Annotated in this window: 14 protein-coding genes and 2 pseudogenes; 5 read left to right on the top strand and 11 right to left on the bottom strand. The window is 41.8% G+C overall.

The genetic code is table 11. The annotated features are described in order from the left end of the window. From Aba26S_RS18835 to soxR, 4 genes are all read right to left on the bottom strand, one after another. On the bottom strand, window positions 1-1,224 hold a 1,224-nt coding region (locus tag Aba26S_RS18835; RefSeq protein ID WP_043974238.1), incomplete at its 3' end, for a type VI immunity family protein. After that, window positions 1,221-2,219: a hypothetical protein gene (locus Aba26S_RS18830; protein ID WP_043974235.1), complete on the bottom strand. Its 999-nt coding sequence runs from the start codon at window positions 2,217-2,219 to the stop codon at window positions 1,221-1,223. The genes Aba26S_RS18835 and Aba26S_RS18830, both read right to left, overlap by 4 nt. Window positions 2,220-2,221: 2 nt before the next feature. Then, window positions 2,222-5,062 (bottom strand): type VI secretion system Vgr family protein, encoded by a 2,841-nt coding sequence (locus tag Aba26S_RS18825; RefSeq protein ID WP_081408470.1) that lies wholly within the window; start codon window positions 5,060-5,062, stop codon window positions 2,222-2,224. A gap of 174 nt (window positions 5,063-5,236) precedes the next feature. Further along, window positions 5,237-5,704 (bottom strand): redox-sensitive transcriptional activator SoxR, encoded by a 468-nt coding sequence (gene soxR, locus Aba26S_RS18820; RefSeq protein ID WP_005239029.1) that lies wholly within the window; start codon window positions 5,702-5,704, stop codon window positions 5,237-5,239. Between the two features lie 370 nt (window positions 5,705-6,074). Here soxR and Aba26S_RS18815 point away from each other — a divergent pair, with 370 nt between their 5' ends. Then, window positions 6,075-6,260 (top strand): hypothetical protein, encoded by a 186-nt coding sequence (locus Aba26S_RS18815; protein WP_043974231.1) that lies wholly within the window; start codon window positions 6,075-6,077, stop codon window positions 6,258-6,260. 34 nt (window positions 6,261-6,294) lie between these two features. Here the strand turns inward: Aba26S_RS18815 and Aba26S_RS18810 are convergent. Together Aba26S_RS18810 and Aba26S_RS18805 are read right to left on the bottom strand one after the other, a co-directional pair. Further along, a pseudogene (locus Aba26S_RS18810) lies at window positions 6,295-7,175 on the bottom strand (dihydrodipicolinate synthase family protein). Window positions 7,176-7,180: 5 nt separating this feature from the next. Further along, window positions 7,181-7,960 carry an aldolase gene (locus tag Aba26S_RS18805; protein ID WP_043974229.1) on the bottom strand — a complete coding sequence of 260 codons (780 nt, stop codon included), beginning with the start codon at window positions 7,958-7,960 and terminating at the stop codon, window positions 7,181-7,183. A 38-nt stretch (window positions 7,961-7,998) separates the two neighbouring features. On the opposite strand from Aba26S_RS18805, the gene Aba26S_RS18800 reads away from it, so the two are divergent. Beyond that, a complete protein-coding gene (locus tag Aba26S_RS18800) occupies window positions 7,999-9,504 on the top strand; it encodes a PLP-dependent aminotransferase family protein (protein WP_043974226.1) in 1,506 nt (501 codons plus the stop codon). Between the two features lie 12 nt (window positions 9,505-9,516). Here Aba26S_RS18800 and Aba26S_RS18795 read toward each other — a convergent pair whose 3' ends face one another. From Aba26S_RS18795 to Aba26S_RS18780, 4 genes are all read right to left on the bottom strand, one after another. Further along, a complete protein-coding gene (locus Aba26S_RS18795; protein WP_043974223.1) occupies window positions 9,517-10,191 on the bottom strand; it encodes an SDR family NAD(P)-dependent oxidoreductase in 675 nt (224 codons plus the stop codon). A gap of 1 nt (window position 10,192) precedes the next feature. Then, window positions 10,193-10,960 (bottom strand): SDR family NAD(P)-dependent oxidoreductase, encoded by a 768-nt coding sequence (locus tag Aba26S_RS18790; protein WP_043974218.1) that lies wholly within the window; start codon window positions 10,958-10,960, stop codon window positions 10,193-10,195. Beyond that, the gene (locus Aba26S_RS18785) at window positions 10,957-11,637 is read right to left on the bottom strand and encodes a glutathione S-transferase family protein (protein WP_043974215.1); all 681 of its coding nucleotides are present in this window, start codon (window positions 11,635-11,637) and stop codon (window positions 10,957-10,959) included. Before Aba26S_RS18785 ends, Aba26S_RS18790 begins: the two co-directional genes overlap by 4 nt. Before the next feature lie 128 nt (window positions 11,638-11,765). Next, window positions 11,766-12,632 carry a metal-dependent hydrolase gene (locus tag Aba26S_RS18780; RefSeq protein ID WP_043974212.1) on the bottom strand — a complete coding sequence of 289 codons (867 nt, stop codon included), beginning with the start codon at window positions 12,630-12,632 and terminating at the stop codon, window positions 11,766-11,768. Between the two features lie 163 nt (window positions 12,633-12,795). Between Aba26S_RS18780 and Aba26S_RS18775 the strand changes: the two genes are divergently transcribed. After that, window positions 12,796-13,257, top strand: a complete 462-nt coding sequence (locus Aba26S_RS18775) for a helix-turn-helix domain-containing protein (RefSeq protein ID WP_005239038.1) — start codon at window positions 12,796-12,798, stop codon at window positions 13,255-13,257. Between the two features lie 101 nt (window positions 13,258-13,358). On the opposite strand, the gene Aba26S_RS18770 is transcribed toward Aba26S_RS18775, so the two are convergent. Beyond that, window positions 13,359-14,399, bottom strand: a complete 1,041-nt coding sequence (locus Aba26S_RS18770) for an AraC family transcriptional regulator (RefSeq protein ID WP_043974242.1) — start codon at window positions 14,397-14,399, stop codon at window positions 13,359-13,361. A gap of 165 nt (window positions 14,400-14,564) precedes the next feature. Between Aba26S_RS18770 and Aba26S_RS18765 the strand changes: the two are divergent. Together Aba26S_RS18765 and Aba26S_RS18760 are read left to right on the top strand one after the other, a co-directional pair. After that, window positions 14,565-15,605 (top strand): annotated as a pseudogene (locus Aba26S_RS18765) (NAD-dependent epimerase/dehydratase family protein). A gap of 23 nt (window positions 15,606-15,628) precedes the next feature. Next, on the top strand, window positions 15,629-16,225 hold a 597-nt coding region (locus Aba26S_RS18760; RefSeq protein WP_043974210.1), incomplete at its 3' end, for a metal-dependent hydrolase.

Genomic DNA, 16,225 nt, shown 5'->3' with positions numbered 1-16,225 from the left:
AGGAACAATCTCACCTTGTTTAAAGTATTGTCGTGAATCTGGTTGTGCTGGTGTTTGCCAATAACCAGTTTGTGGACACAACTCTCCACCTTTAATTTTAAATTTTTCTTCTTCCAATGATAAGTTGCTAACCTTATTGACTCGTTTCCCTTCAGGCCAACTACTCTCTTTATCGAAACGGGCAATCCATTTCGGAGAGCTTTCTATATCAAATCTTGGATTAGGATCATCATCCCATGCATCTAACGTAGTTAACTTCAAGTTATCACAACGTATAGGTTTAATCAGGTCATTTGCCCTCACCAATAAATCCGGGATACCATCTTCAATAGGATAAAGTGATAGCTCTCCAAGTTGAATCCAAAGACTGAATTTTTCAGGGTTGGCTGCATCTGGTAATTTGATGATTTTTATTCGTAAATCTTTAAGTTTTAATCGAATTTCTTCTTCATTTAATCCTAACTTTTCTATCCAGTATGGTGATAATAAAAAACTCCACGTTGGAGTTCGCAAACCAGCCCCTAAGACAGGTAGATATTCAAAACCATCTTCATCATAATGAGAATGGAATGCCATTGCTGCGGGGTGATCAATATCTAATCCGTAAAAATAATCTGCAAATACTCTTTCTGCTGTCTCAAACTCAGGAGAAATTGAAGATAGCTGTGTGCTATTACCAATTTCATATCCACTGTATGATTGAATCGGATTTAACTCTTTCAAAGATTTCTCAACAAATTTATTCCACTTACTTTTATTATTTTTATACCACTTTTCACTAAATGTAAGCTTCAAATAAGAATAAGCATTAGTTTGAGACAGCATACCAGAATATGCCCATTGTGCACTTTGCTGATTCGAGTCAGCACTTGAAGCACCTATGAAATAAAATAAATCTGATTTTACACTATTAGTTATGTCAAGAATAATATCTTCTTTGCTTAATTTATTTTTGCTTAATTTTTTCCAAATGCTATTTTTATTTGTATAAATTAGGCTTAGTGGCTTATCAATTATCTGTGTCTCAAAATCACAACAAATAGATAAAATTTTATCCGCAATTGAAAGTATTTCTTCATCATTATTTAGAATATAAAAGGTTATAAATGGGCAAATACCAAACTCTTCTTGTTCATAGCCATACATATAGTCACTATCTAGACTAAACTCATCTAAAAAATTTTTAATTTCATCTTCAGATAAAAATATCTCTGCTGTACTCATTTTTTCCTCACGCCTCCTTTAGCTTTACTTTGTGCTTGATTCTTTTCTTCAGGTATTACGGCATCTTCTGGAAAACGAAATAATGACAACTTAAAACCCTCATTAGTTGTAACTTTGCTAGAAAATTTGGCTTTCGCACATTGTAATTTCAACGCATTATACGCTTGAAATTGACTATCCTTTATTACATCATTTTGAAATTTAATTTCAACTAATGCAAAAATATTAGTCAGAGTTAAAGGCTCACCACGATATTCTGGAATGATAATATCAGCGCCGATTACCCCTTTCCCTTTATATGGCATTGGCCAAAATGGATTGATATCAGAACCAGCTCTTTTGATTCGTGTTGTACCTTCTAATAAGGGGGCAAGATACTTCTTCGTTTTTACATCATAACCAAAACAAACTTCTGATTTTAATGGACTCTTCCATTTGACAAGTTCATCCATGAATTCAAACATAAAGTTCACAGCAAGCTGCTTTAACCTCACGATGATATATTCATCTACATTTGCTCCTGCAAGCTCTTCGGCTGTCATCTTCAAAAGTTTTGCAACAATATCAACTTTGCTTTTAGGTACAACGTCTTTTAATTTTTTACCTTTTTGCTTTCTTAATTGAATCATAGGCAACTGTTCAGCTTTTTCACAAACCTGACTAATGATTGATCTAAATGGGATCTTTTGTTTAATTGCAGCAGTAATGACATTACTTTTTGTCTGGGGTCTCCCATATGCAGCTTTAGTATCGTTGCTTTGCTTATCTCCAGTAGTTAATGTCGTTAGTAAAACCTTTTCTTTTTCCTTATCGATTTTATCTGAAATCTCTTGACCAAGATTTTTCATGATTTTTTTAATTTCTTCTTTAGCCTTTTTAATGTTGTCCTGATAGTTTTTCACCTCACCATAAGCATTAGAAGCTGTACGGTATATTTCATATGCTGTTATTGCATAACCTGCCAATTCAACAACGACGATAATAGCTGGAAGCATCGTTACGCTCCATCCAACTCAGATTCTAGTCTTTTTGATTTTTCTTCTAATTTCGCTTCCCAATTTTCAATCAATCGTTCACTTTCTCTCATCACTGATTTATATCCAATAATTCTTTCTTTCGTTTCAGTAACAACCTGTTCTGTAAATCCGTACTCATCTGTAATACCTTCTTTCATTAAATTATTATGATTGTCAGAAATAAAGTATTTATATCCTTTAAAATTTCGACCATCTGCTTTAAAGAGTTGATATTGTGCTGAGTAAGGAGATTGAGCAAATTCTAGTTTAGGTAATTGAGGTAAATTACTAGAAACCTTCGCCCCACCCATAAACAAATGCTGCCCCGCCTTCACCTCAAACTTGCCACCTGTGGTCGGAAAAATTCCTGAACCATTCAGCTTCAATTGAGAGTCTTTACCAGTTATCACAATCTCTTTCGCACTGATAATTTCAATCCGGTCTTCAGTCGAAATAATTTGAATCCCTTGCTTGGCAAGCAAGTCTATCCCATCTGATTGGGCATGCAATTCAAACTTGCCTTTGGCAGCCACTTGCTTGATGCCATTCTGAGCAGCAAAAAGACTGATTCTGTTTTGAGCATGGCCAATCAGATTCTTCTGAGTACTTAAATTAATACTATCGCCTGCAATCTGATTGATTTGCCCATCTGCGGAAATATGAATGTCTTCATTGCTACTTAAACCAATGCCTGCAGGCGAATGAAGTAACAACAACGCTTTATTAAATTTGGCAATCTTTGCCTCAATCTGTTCCGCAAATTGTTTTAATTGCTCAACTGATTCAATTTCATCGGTCTGTTGATTCTTGGCGACTTCACTTAAAGCCTTGGCATTGTTCTGATTGCCTTCTAGCTGTTGCTTGGCAGGTTCTGCATCGAGATGTTCACCTTGCGCCTGATCCTGCTTTTGAGTACTGAGCAATAAACCTTGCCCTGCACGCACGGCCCCCCATTGATCAGTCCTAAGTTCAAAACCTTCTCCACGGTCTTCACTTTCAGCTTTATCTTTTGGATGGCTGAGTTTACCGAGATTGAGTTGGCTAGCAGCATGACTGCTTTGTAGTTGAGCGCTGATCTGCCCCGTAGTGTCATCAAAGCGTAACTGGTTAAAGCCTTCCCCTTGATATTCTTTGGATTTGATCCCTGCCAGTTTCTTGGTATCAGGCAACTTACCTGCATGGTCAAACTTAGTCGGACTACGCTGTGCTTCATGAATCCGCCCAACCACATAAGGACGGTCAATATCGCCATCAAAGAAATCAATCACCACGATTTCACCAATCCTAGGCAAGAATCGTGCGCCGTAGCCCTCACCTGCCCACGGCGTTAATACATCGACCCAAGCGGAGTCAGTATCATTGTCATTAGCACCTGCACCACCATCATGACTGTGGTCATCTGCTCGGGTAAACAGGAAGCGAACTTTAATCCGCCCCCATTCATCCACATAAATTTCGTCACCGCTTGGCCCCACCACTTTGGCACGTTGTGGATGTGTCGCAGGTCGATGTTGTAACGGGTTATATTCAGGCACCAGACCAATATTGCGTCGTTGCAATATCAATTGATTAGCTTGGCGTTCATCCGAAGCCACATGCTGAAAACGGCTGCTTTGCCAATTGCTTTGTTGAAGTAACGCTGCGACTTGATCCGTTAAATCTTTAGGCAGGTTGTTTTGGTTATAGAACGTTTTTGAACTGATCAGAAACTCTTTGTCTGCACCATCATGCTGATCAATTTCAGGATGTTCATTCAGTTCAAACCAATAACCCACTGGGGTATCGCGAACGGTCGATGTCGCAACAAACTGCTTGGCCTGTGAGTCATAATATTGGCTCAGGTTCTGATTCAGTTTTTCAATTTGAGCATTACCCGCTTTGGTCGCGCCATCTTCGCCTTTTAAATCCTGAATCCAGGCAGGTGAAAAATGCCACGCCTGTTCTAAAGCAAGCTGTTGGTTATCATGTTGATCGCTCTGATAATGTTTACTCTGAACACTGCCAGCCCCTTCTTCTTGTTCTAAAGCATCCGCTTGCCAACGCTGTACATGTACTGCGCTTGGTTGCAGGGAACGCTGTGCCACAAATGCCGTGATGCTATCTTGTGTTTCAGTCGCACTACTGCGATGAAAGCGAATATTACGGCGCTCTAGGGCCTGATATTGATTATTGTCATCAATGAGTCTGAGTTTCTGCGGCTGAATCTGTTCACTTGAACTGGATACTTTCAGCTGTGCTTCATCAATTAAAGTGCTAATGCCTTCCGAAGCCAAAAGCCTTTGAATAAAGTCAAAATCCCGTTCATTATGTTGCATGATGAACGGCCTGACATCGTAGTCCCGAGTAAGTCCACTTTTATCGAGAGTCAGACTGGAAGCAAATAAGGGACTCCGTTGCTGCCATTCAGAAAAAATGGTCTGCACAACGTCCACAACAGATTTCGCCATAAAAACACGGCTGTTACGACGGTGCTTCCATAATGCAGTTGGATCTTGTACGCCTAAACGATAAATGGTCAGCGAACCATCACTGGCGCCAATATCGGCTTGGGTAATAATCCCAGAGATACGTGTCAGTTCTGCCTTATCGGTCACGATATCAATGGCCACCTGACTGCCAATAAAGCTTTTTAAAGGAATGACCGCATTGGTCGAAAGACAGAGTAATTGTAGGTCTAGGCCATGATTGAGCTGATGCAGACCATCAATACGTTGTAAGAAAACTTGGTTATTTAAAGATGTGTTGGAAAACTGGGCGTGAATCGCACGTTTTTGTGCTGTCAGGCCCAAACTTTCTAGAGCTTGAAAGATATTATTCGCCATCTTTTTATATATTATCTACTTAAATTTAGCGCATTTTACTCAAAATATCGTGTTACTGTCCATACAGAACCGTCTTTTTATGACAATTTACGTCACATTTCTTATCGGATTTATTTCATCTAATCCTATTAAATCCAGTGATGTATTTAAGTGCTATCCAATTTAGACCAATAATCAATCTCGTTCCCGCTCTAAAATGCGAGGACCCGAACCCTCTTCTGCCAGAATATCTTCGGGATTACGTAAACGGCATTGCTCCAGAGACAAACAACCACAGCCAATACACCAGTCCATTTCATCTCTTAAACGAGTCAGCTTTTGGATTCGCTCATCCAAGTCCTTACGCCAACAGGTCGATAATTCGGCCCACTGCTCAGCCGTTAACTTGCTGCCTATCGGGTAGACACTCAACGCTTTTTTAATCTCCTCCAATGAAATGCCAACTTTTTGCGCGACTTTAATAATTCCGATATAGCGCAGCACAGTCAAAGGAAAACGACGTTGATTGCCATTGGTGCGAATACTTTTAATCAGTCCTTTGGACTCATAAAAATGTAAGGTGGAAACGGCGACACCACTTCGTTTTGCCACTTCTCCGACGGTCAGCATTCGATTGATATCAATTTTTCGTTCGAGTGTCATGATTGAATATGTCAAGATTACTTTAGATTTTATAGTTCAGGGCAAACTGAGTTGTCAATTTTATCCCGAATATCATGCTGTAAAAATAAGGCATGATCTTCATATTTCAAATAAAAACAAAAAAATAAACTTTGTTCAAGCTGGTTTTGGGCATGTCTTATTGCGCGCTTTAATTTTTCAATACACTCTATTAGCCCCATTATTATTTGGGTTTTATGCGGTTTGGCACTGCATTACCAAATGCAATTAAACAATTCATTCTTAATGTTGTTCAGCAGTCCATCTGAATCTACTCAGCAAATACGCCTATGCCATACTTCATTAAATCAAGTTTCGAAAGCCAATGGTTATGCGCATGAGTCGGTATTGTATGGCACTGTTAATTTATCGCTTATGGCTTAGCAAAATGCTTGATAACGATGCAGGATTTCAGACAATACAGGCAAAGATCACGCTGTATTTTGCACTTGAACATATTTTGGTGATTGGTGGTTTAATCGGTATTGCGATTAGCAGCCATTTTCCTCAAAACAGAATTGAGAGCAGCAACAAGTGAAGTCAGGTCGATAAAGCTCAACCTGACTGAATGACTAGTTTAGCGCAGCATGTATCAAGCCTTTTAATTGCTCAATTTCAGCCCCTGTTGCACTTTGCAAAGGCGGTCTTGGCGAACCAACCGAGAAGCCCAATAGATTGAGTCCCGATTTCACTGTTTTCGGTAAGCCCCCTTTGACAATGAAACTCAGCACAGGTAATTGCTGATAAAATATCGCTTGCGCTTTGGACAGATCAGCTTGTTGAATCGCTTGATACAATTGCTTTGGCAAATCACCGAGTAAATTCGGAGCAGCAGTACACCAACCGGCTGCCCCAGCACAAAAGGCTTCTAGCGCCAATGGATTAGAACCATTATAAAATGGCAACTTTCCTTGGCTCAAGGCATGAAATTTATGCATGCGCTGAATATCACCAGTGCTGTCTTTGACCATGCAAATATTGTCGATCTCATTAAACATTTTTACGATCAACTCAGGTGACATATCAATCCCACTGGTGGCTGGATTGTTATAGACCATAATCGGCAACTTCACTGACTCAGCAATCTGTTGATAATAATCATAAATTTCCTGATCGGTGAGTTTCCAGTAGACACTGGGATCACCATAATCACATCTGCGCCCAATTCTTCCGCTTTCTTGGCTTTTTGAATCGCCATCGCAGTGGTCAGTTCAGAAATTCCAACAATCACCGGAACACGCTGATTCACCACCTCAATGGTGGTTTGTGCCACCTGCTGCCATTCTTGCCAAGACAAATAAGCACTTTCTCCTGCACTACCTAAAGGTGCAATTGCATCACAGTGTGATTCAAGCAATGCATTTAAACTGATCGTTAAGGCCTCAAGATCAAGTTGTTGCCCGCCCGCTTTAAATGGCGTGACGGGATAAGCAATAATGCCTTCAATTTTCATGTGCTTTACTCCTCGATACAATCTTGATGGTTTTTCAACGCCTTACGTGCGTAGTAGGCAAAATTGACTTTGTTGCGCTTATCGGTAGACAACCAGTCATGGGCTTCTTTTGCCAGTTCATGTGGAATCGGCTGGATTTGACCTGCTGACATCGCTAATAGTTGCAAACGTGCAGCACGTTCAATCAGCAGGGCTAAATTACAGGCTTCTTCAATGCTCTTGCCGGCCACCAGTTGACCATGATGAGACAACAATACTGCTCGATTTTTTCCCAAAGCCTCTGAAATAAAAATGCCTTCTTCATTGCCGACAGGCACCCCCGGCCATTCACCGACAAAAGAGCAATCTTCATATAGAGCACAGGTATCCATTTGCGAAATGGTCAGTGGCACACGTAGCATCGATAAGGCTGCAATATGAGTAGGATGAGTATGGATAATGCAATTCACTTCTGGATGCTGCTGATAAATCCAAGTATGAAAACGGTTGGCTGGGTTGGCCATGCCTTGCTGATCTAAAGGTTTGAGGTCTTGATCGACCACCAATAAATTGGCTGCGGTAATTTCGTCAAAGCCCAGACCAAAACGTTGTGTAATAAAGGTATTTTCTTGTTCGGCACGACAGGTAATTTGCCCCGCCAAGCCTGCATCATGGCCATGATCAAATAAAATACGACAAGTTAAAGCCAACTTCTGTCGGTCACTATAATTGATCTCTTGGATCATATTCATATTCTGCTGTGCAGTTTGCATCAATTGCTGTTTGCTGAGTAATGCGGTTTGCATAACACCACCTCGCTACGGTTGATTTGTGGATGGGACAGATGCAGAATACGAAGTCAGTGGATGAGTTAAAATATCCAGTTTTTAAAACTTATATGGTCCAGATCAGCATGCAGCAGCCATGGAAGATTCGTCTTCATCTTGAAGATCGAGAAGAAAAAACCATCTTTCTCAAGTTGGCCAATCAGATTATTGAAGAGATTCTGTCTGGACGGCTCAGCTCAGGTTCACGTCTGTCTGGCTCACGCTCGCTGGCGGATGAATTAAAGATTAATCGTAAAACCGTACAGTCGGTTTATGAAGATTTAGAAGCACAAGGCTGGTTGATCTCCAAGCCAAGACAAGGCACCTTTGTGGCAGAGAATTTGCCTGAGTTAAAACATAAAAAGAGCAATGCTGCACTAGCACTCAATCCGTCACCGAGTACAACTCGCCCAACAGCAGTTAAAAATGATGGCATTCCAGATACGCGTTTGATCCCTTATGAATTATTTTCACGAGCCTATCGACATGCCTTAATTCGAGTGACCCGTTCTCAAATCATGGGCTATGGCGACCCACAAGGCAGTATTGAGTTACGTCAGGCATTGCAGCAAATGCTGTCGATGGAACGCTTTATTAAAACCACAATCGACAATATTGGTGTGGTTCGCGGCAGCCAAATGGGGATTTTTTTAGCGGCTCGTGTCTTGGCCAAATACCCCTCACCACGCAAGGTGATTGTGGTGGAACAATGGTCTTATCCACCGGCGATTGAAACTTTTTTATCGCATCATTATCACATCGTTCGGGGTCGACTGGATCAGTACGGTCTTGATATTGAACATCTTGAACAACTACTAGAAAAACATGCTGTGGCTGCAATCTATACCACCCCGCATCATCAATATCCTACCACTGTGACCATGGCGATGGATCGGCGCCTAAAATTATTAGAACTATCGAAAAGCTTTGATTTTTATATTATTGAAGATGACTACGATCACGAATTTCATTATGACAGCCGTCCGATTCCACCGCTGATCAGTTTGCCACATTCAGAAAAAGTCATTCATATTGGTTCGCTGTCCAAAGTGTTTGCGCCGAGTTTAAGGATTGGCTATGTGGTCGCCAATCGAGACATCATCCACGCCATGAATCAGGAGATTCTGTTGATTGATAAACAAGGCAATATCATCACCGAACTGGCGATGGCAGAACTGATGCAACAGGGAGAAATCAAACGGCATATCCGCAAGATGCGCAAGATTTATCAACAACGGCGTGATTTTGCAGTGAATCGCTTCCAAGCGGTATTTAACGATCAAGTAGACATTAACCCTCCCTTGGGAGGCATGGCGCTATGGGTCAAATTCAAATTCCCCTATCGCGCTGAATATAATGAGCTTCTGAATCAGTTGCATATTGATGCTGAAGCACATTTTGCAGCTGAAAGCCAAGCATCAAATCAGCATTTTCATATCCGTTTTGGCTATGCCGCCATCAATGAAACTGAAATTTCAAACATCATCAACCTGCTCTATACTGCATTTCAGCCCAAAGCTTGAATAAACGTGATTTTATAATCCTAAGCGTAACTCCTGACTCCATGTCGATTTGGGTTGTTGATACAGATGCCAACAGGTCTGTTGTAGCGATTGCATCAATGCATAGTTAGTACTTTGCCAATGTGCCAGCGCACAATAGACCACGTGAATTCCCTTAGGATGGAACTCTCGTGCCAAGGATTGTGCCAAAGCTCGAATACTGGCAGAGAGGCTTTGGCTGAATAAATCCTGCTCCGATTGAACGGGCTGCTGAGTCCCTAAAAAAATCAAGCTGCCTTGTTGTTTGGACAACATCTGTCGAATCACAGCTTGGGCAATACTCACCGCGGTTAAGCCTGTATTTTGCCAATAGTTCTCAAGCTGTTCAGCAGACAAAGGATGACTATGTTCAGGCAGTACAAAGTCAGGCTGAAAAATGCATAAATCGATAAAATGCCCTGCTTTCTGAATCTGCTGTATAACACTTTTTAGCGCAGCAGCATCAAGCAGATTTAGTCGAACACGGATCAGCCTCTGTGCTTGAACCTCAAGCTGTGGCTGTGTTTGGGTCACATCATGTTGAAGTTGATAAACAGGTATTTCAGGGCTAAAAAGCGGGCTCAACGCTTGTACATCATTACCCACGATCACCGCACAGCCCTGCATTTTTTGTTGGGCTTTCAACCAGTGTGGTAGCAACTTGCTCATCTTAGAATTTCTCCTGATAAGGACGTAGATCCAACTCATGCGTCCATAAATCAACATTTTGCTGATAGAGCATCCAATAATTTTCAGCAATTGCCTCAATATTTAAACCACCTGTACCGCGGGTTAATCGCGCCAGCCGCCCCAAGCCCCATAAGGCTTTATTGACACGATCTCCATCGACCATACCATCGACCACCACATGTGCCACATGGATATTTTGCGGGCGATACAACGCTGCCAAATTTAAGGCATAGCTTCTCAGCGCAGACTTACCCATGGTAAATGCTGCAAAAAACGGTTTCCCACGCAATGAGGCACTGGCACCAGTAAAAATCAAGGTGCCCTGCTGCTGTTTTTGAAAAATGGGAAGACTACGCTGCGCCACCAACACTGCGGATAAAAAGGTGGAACGCCACATTTGGCTAAAAAACTTCAGACTGCTTTGCAAAAAGATCGAAGGAATATTACCACCCACATTATGTATCACCGCGGCCAATGCTTCTGGCTGACTGTTCAAATGATCAAATAAGGTCCGCACCTGCTGCTCATTTTCAGCATCCAGTGCATAAGCAATAGCCTGCCCACCTTGCCGATTGATTGTTGCGGCGACCTTTTCAACTTTATTAAGCGTTCGCCCCACCACATAGACTTTGAATTTTTCTTGAGCAAAACGGCGACAGACTGCTGCACCAATGCCTTGCTCGGCCCCTACGCCAACCACCGCAACAATCGAGGTTGGCTGCGTTATCTCTTGCTTCGAGCGATTCATAATTGTTGTATCCAATGCTGAATATGCGGATAACTGTTAATTTTTGGTCCCCAGCTTTTACTGGTGCGTATCACTTCTAACAGCTGAGAACCGACTGCAATATCGGCAATGGTTTTGCTCTCACCGACGAGCCAGCCAGTTTGGCCCAATACCAACTCGATGCGCTCTAAATGCCGAGTAAATTCTGCCTCGATATCGGCCTTCGCCATTCGTCCTGTGCCTTGCATCTTCACTTGCAGATTCAACGCAGCTTTGAGCAACGGTTTCATCAGTACAACCTCATGCTTGGGACGACCTTCCGCACTAATCGCGACCGCATGATTCAGGGCATCGGCATCACTGACCCGAAAATACACTTCATAGAAATATAACAATTCGTCCGACCAGTCTTCCCACAATTCAACATAAGCTTTTTGTAGTGGCTCCACAGGATATAACCGTGGCAAATCTGGATATGCTTCATCCAGATAACGGGCAATGCGGGTACTGTCCTGAATCCGTTGTCCGTTGATATCCAGCACAGGGACTTTACCGACTTTGCTGAGTCCTGGGACTTTGGCCCCCAATACGCCGTTATAATTCACGGTTTCAAATGCAATGCCTTTAAACTGCAACATCCGCGCAACTTTCTTGCAGAACGGTGAAATTTCCCATTGATGTAAGACCACTGTACTCATTGTTATTTATCCATTTTTTATTGAATTCTCTCGGTGATAAGCGAGCAGCTTAATACTCACTCAACTTATCTTACAGATATTTGTGACTTTAGCGATGCATTCATGCAGATGATTTTCTCTACAATTTATTAATGCATAAAAGTCGACTGCTCAGCAGACAGACCAATTTTGATTTTGGTTTTTGCCACGATGTCAGATTCATCGGTATCATTGGGATGGAAGTCACGACGATAATAAGAGAAAAATTGTGGTACCAGTTTTCGATAAGCCTGCATGGTGAAACCTGCAAATTTAGCCCACGATTTTAAATTCAGTAATTGCTTATCTCTGGACATCAACACCACTTGGTAGGCACTCGAGAAGCTTGTGATGAGTAGCAAGCTCAAACTAAAAATCGCTATGCGTGGGATATAAGCATCCAAACCTTTGCCATAAAGATATTCATACATGTCATAGGCAACCGCTTTGTGTTCGGTTTCTTCTACGCTATGCCACAACCATAAATTGCGAATGGTGGTATCGGTCATTAATTCATTAACGTTCTTCATCATCTCCACCACCAGTACTGCGGTGTAATGCTCCAATCCCACTGTGACCAATAAATTCCACTTTTTCGAAAAAGTACGTTCAATGGCTTTGAGGATGATACCTGTTACTTTTTCCAGTGACTCAGGGTCTAGCCCGTATTGTTGTGCACTGATATGAAAAGCATGGTGTTCTTTGGAATGCATGGCTTCCTGACCAATAAATGCGCCAATATCACGATCCAGTTGTGGGTTGCTTTTGACTTGGTCCCGTAAAGCTCTGACTGAACGAACAAAGTAAGACTCTCCTTCTGGAAATAAGGTGGAAAGACCTGTGAAATAATGGGTAAAGCTTGGTTCATTATTACACCAGTATTTGGGTATACTCTGAAATTCATAATTCATTCGGCGGACTGGAAATGATGCAGATATCTTTTGCTTTGATTTTTCTTTTAACGCTGACGCAGACATAACTCACCTCAAGAATAGATCTCAAAACAATAAGTTCCAAAAAAGAACTAATTTGAAAAATATAGCTGGCATGGTAAGTTGTCAATAAAGCGGATATCTTAATGATTCAAGTTGTCCTAAAATGACAGCCTGCTTCCTGTAAAGACATATAGATGGTATTGCGATGAAATGGCATGAACTCGGTGAAATGAATTGTCCAATTGCACGGACTTTGTCAATTTTTGGCGACCGTTGGACTCTGCTGATTATTCGTAATGCTTTTATGAAAACCCGTCGTTTTGATGATTTTCAAAAGCAACTCGGGATCACCCGTCATTTGCTGACCGAGCGAATTAACCGTTTGGTGCAACACAAGATTTTTGAAAAGGTATTGTATCATGAAGCACCAAAGCGTTATGAATATAAGCTGACGGAAAAAGGTTTAGCGCTGTACCCGATTATTGTCACCATGAGTACATGGGGCAATATCTGGCAGAATGAAAATAAGCAATTTCCTGAGTTACGTTATCTGCATAAAAACTGTGGGCATTTGACCAGCCCAAGCCTGACCTGTGATTGCTGCAAGCAGCCTCTTGATGCGAGACAGATGTCACCTGTTTATGTATCGGGTGAGGATGGGGAATAACGTCCCCTTGCCTTATATGGAAACTCAGCTCAAATAAGCATTCAATTCAATATATAATTTTTTCATAACCCTTGATTAGCGATTGTCAAAAAGACACCAATTTAAAAAGTTCTAAATTTTTTATCCATTAAATTTTCTCGTAAATTACGATATTGTTTTGGAGTCTGATTGGCCCAGCGCTTGAATGCACGGGTAAAATGTGTGACATCGGAATAACCTAATTTTTCTGAAATATAAGAAATACTATATTCATGATGATTCAGCAGCTTTTTTGCATAACGCTCTCTGACTTGATCCATGAGAAACTGAAAAGTAGCTCCCTCTTTTGCCAATTGGCGTTGTAAAGTTCGTTCAGTCAAATGTAACTTATCTGCAACCTCTTTCATTTTGAAAAAACCTTCAACCTCGTCAAAAAGCAGTTCACGCACCAAAGCTGTTAACGGACGTTTCTCTCCACGTTTTGCCGCCAACTTATTTAAATCATGTTTGCATTGTTCTCGGGCCAATCTGGCTGCGAGTGGATCAGCCATAATCAATGGAAGTGCCAAATAACTTTCAGGAAAAATGAGGCGGTTGTTCTGCTGGTTAAAACTGATTTCGCAAGGTAATAATTCTTGGACTTGTGCTAAAAATACGGGTTCGGAATAATTCAGTTCAGCCTTAATTTCTAGTTTATTTCCTGTGATGGCATTCGACATTTGAGCAAAGCCAACCATCAGGAATGTCATTCCGACCATCCCCATCTTAAAGTTGGTCATCGGCTGGTCTAAATAAAGTGAGGCAAAACCATCTTCAATTTCTAGACGTGGTTTTAATGCGGGACAACGTAGGCCAATAAATTGTTCCATGACATTCAGTGCTTCCCCCAGATTGTGTGAAACCATTGCGGCCAGACCAACTGAACCATGACATGACACCGTCATTTGTAAGCCAAGATAGACCCCCAATGCAGGTTCATGCGTCAGTTCAACCGCTCGATTCAGCAATTGATTGAAAATATCAAAGTCTAAATACCAAAACGGCTGTGAAAGCTGTTCAACGCCAATGCCACTTCCTTCCAGTAATTTCTCGGCAGGAATATTTAATTTTTGTACCACATCAGCCATCAGGCTGACATAAGTTCCGGGTAAAGACGGATTCACTGTCGCTATCTCATCCATGTTTTATACAGAATGTCGTGAAATGGTCAAAACTGTCATTTCATGAACTATGACATATAGATGCGATTCGGCATAGTAGCAACAACAAAATTGTCGCATTTTTATCCAGCTTAATACCGGATAAACATTGAAGGAAGTTGATGAGATATGAAAGCTCTGGTTACAGGTGGTGCGGGTTTTATTGGTTCACATATCGTACGTACACTACTGAATGAAAATTATGAAGTTCGGGTCTTACATTTGCCTCAGGAAAAACTCACCAATCTTGAAGGTTTAGATGTTGAACTGCTTGCAGGGGATATTACTGATCCTACAAAAATGGATCAGGCCGTTGCAGGTTGCGATTTGGTTTTCCACACTGCTGCCATCTACGCCTTATGGCTTCCTCAACCTGAACTGATGCGCAAGGTCAATGTTGATGGCACGCGTATTGTTCTCAATGCTGCAAAAAAAGCTGGGATTAAACGGGTGGTCTATACCAGCACAGGTGCATGCTTTGCAGGACAGCCCAAAGGTATTCAGGCCACAGAACAAAGTCCTTTTGCTTTAGGCGCAACAGGTGACGGTTATGTGCTGACCAAATTTGAAGCACACCAAATTGCTTAACAGTTTGCAGCAGGCGGTCTAGATGTGGTGATCGTTTGTCCAACAGGCCCTATTGGTCCCCAGGATATCGCACCAACCCCGACAGGAAAATTGCTGCTGACGATTGCCCAGATGCCTGCCCTTGCTGTTCCAGCTGCGATCAACAATATGATTGATGTCCGAGATGTTGCCAAAGGCCATGTGCTGGCTGCACAAAAAGGCATAGCCGGTGAAACCTATATTCTGGGAAATAAAGATCTTGATGGTCTAAGCCTGGCAAAAACTGTTCATCATTTATTAGGCATCTGGCGACCTGTAATGACCATTCCCAATCTGGTTGAAGGTATTTCCTCCCAACTGGCAGGACATGCTGCGTTATGGATAACTGAACATATTACTCACCAAGCACCTCTAGTCACTCCAGCAGCCGCAAAAATTGGGCAATTAGGCACTTCTTTTAATTGTACCAAAGCGATAAAGGAATTGGGTTTACCACAAACTCCGGTCGAGATTGCGGTCCGAGATTCACTGCAATGGTTTGCAGCACATGGTTATATCCAGTCCCGCAGTCTGATCAAAAAAATTGAAGCAATTTCAATCTGAGTCAAATAGATAGGAGTCGAATGATGGCTAAGTTTATGGATCACCAGATTATTGCCCGTAAAGTCCATTTTGATTTTTCCCAAACTCCTCGGCATTGGGTTCCCAATGATGTATTGGCGACTCATGTACTGAACAGTATGCATGTGTTGTTACCTGCTGTTGAACATTGGTTTTGTCGCCTTGCCAATAAAACCTTACCTTATGTGCATGACAAAAATCTGAAAGCCGATATCCGTGGATTTATTGCTCAGGAAGCAGCCCATGCCAATGCACATAAGGGGGCTGAAATCTATTTCCAGACCCACGGTATAGATCCCACCCCTTTCAGACATTTTTTAGACTGGATGTTTAAAGATGGTTTTATGGGGGATACCCCGTTTGGAATTTATGGACCTTTTAAACGCTATTCCAAACAATGGCTGGCCTTTCGTATGGGCATCATTGCAAGCCTAGAGCATTATTTCTGTTTCTTTGGTACTTGGGTGCTCGATGCCGAAGGTCTGGAACGTGCGGACCCAGCGATGCTGGATATCGTCCGCTGGCACGGTGCTGAAGAGGTTGAACATCGTACCGTGGGTTACGATGCTTATCGTGCACTGGCTGGTGATCATCTCAAAGGC

The sequence above is a fragment of the Acinetobacter sp. NBRC 110496 genome, assembly GCF_000876115.1.
Lineage (GTDB): Bacteria > Pseudomonadota > Gammaproteobacteria > Pseudomonadales > Moraxellaceae > Acinetobacter.
Note: the sequence above shows the minus strand (reverse complement) of the source record. Positions and strands in the feature narration are given on the sequence as shown.

Coding starts and splice junctions, on each gene's coding strand:
- Aba26S_RS18780 (WP_043974212.1), bottom strand. CDS start 12,632: ATGTCTGCGTCAGCGTTAAAAGAAAAATCAAAGCAAAAGATATCTGCA.
- Aba26S_RS18825 (WP_081408470.1), bottom strand. CDS start 5,062: ATGGCGAATAATATCTTTCAAGCTCTAGAAAGTTTGGGCCTGACAGCA.
- Aba26S_RS18805 (WP_043974229.1), bottom strand. CDS start 7,960: ATGCAAACCGCATTACTCAGCAAACAGCAATTGATGCAAACTGCACAG.
- Aba26S_RS18795 (WP_043974223.1), bottom strand. CDS start 10,191: ATGAGCAAGTTGCTACCACACTGGTTGAAAGCCCAACAAAAAATGCAG.
- Aba26S_RS18830 (WP_043974235.1), bottom strand. CDS start 2,219: ATGCTTCCAGCTATTATCGTCGTTGTTGAATTGGCAGGTTATGCAATA.
- Aba26S_RS18800 (WP_043974226.1), top strand. CDS start 7,999: ATGCAGAATACGAAGTCAGTGGATGAGTTAAAATATCCAGTTTTTAAA.
- Aba26S_RS18790 (WP_043974218.1), bottom strand. CDS start 10,960: ATGAATCGCTCGAAGCAAGAGATAACGCAGCCAACCTCGATTGTTGCG.
- soxR (WP_005239029.1), bottom strand. CDS start 5,704: ATGACACTCGAACGAAAAATTGATATCAATCGAATGCTGACCGTCGGA.
- Aba26S_RS18815 (WP_043974231.1), top strand. CDS start 6,075: ATGGCACTGTTAATTTATCGCTTATGGCTTAGCAAAATGCTTGATAAC.
- Aba26S_RS18775 (WP_005239038.1), top strand. CDS start 12,796: ATGAAATGGCATGAACTCGGTGAAATGAATTGTCCAATTGCACGGACT.
- Aba26S_RS18785 (WP_043974215.1), bottom strand. CDS start 11,637: ATGAGTACAGTGGTCTTACATCAATGGGAAATTTCACCGTTCTGCAAG.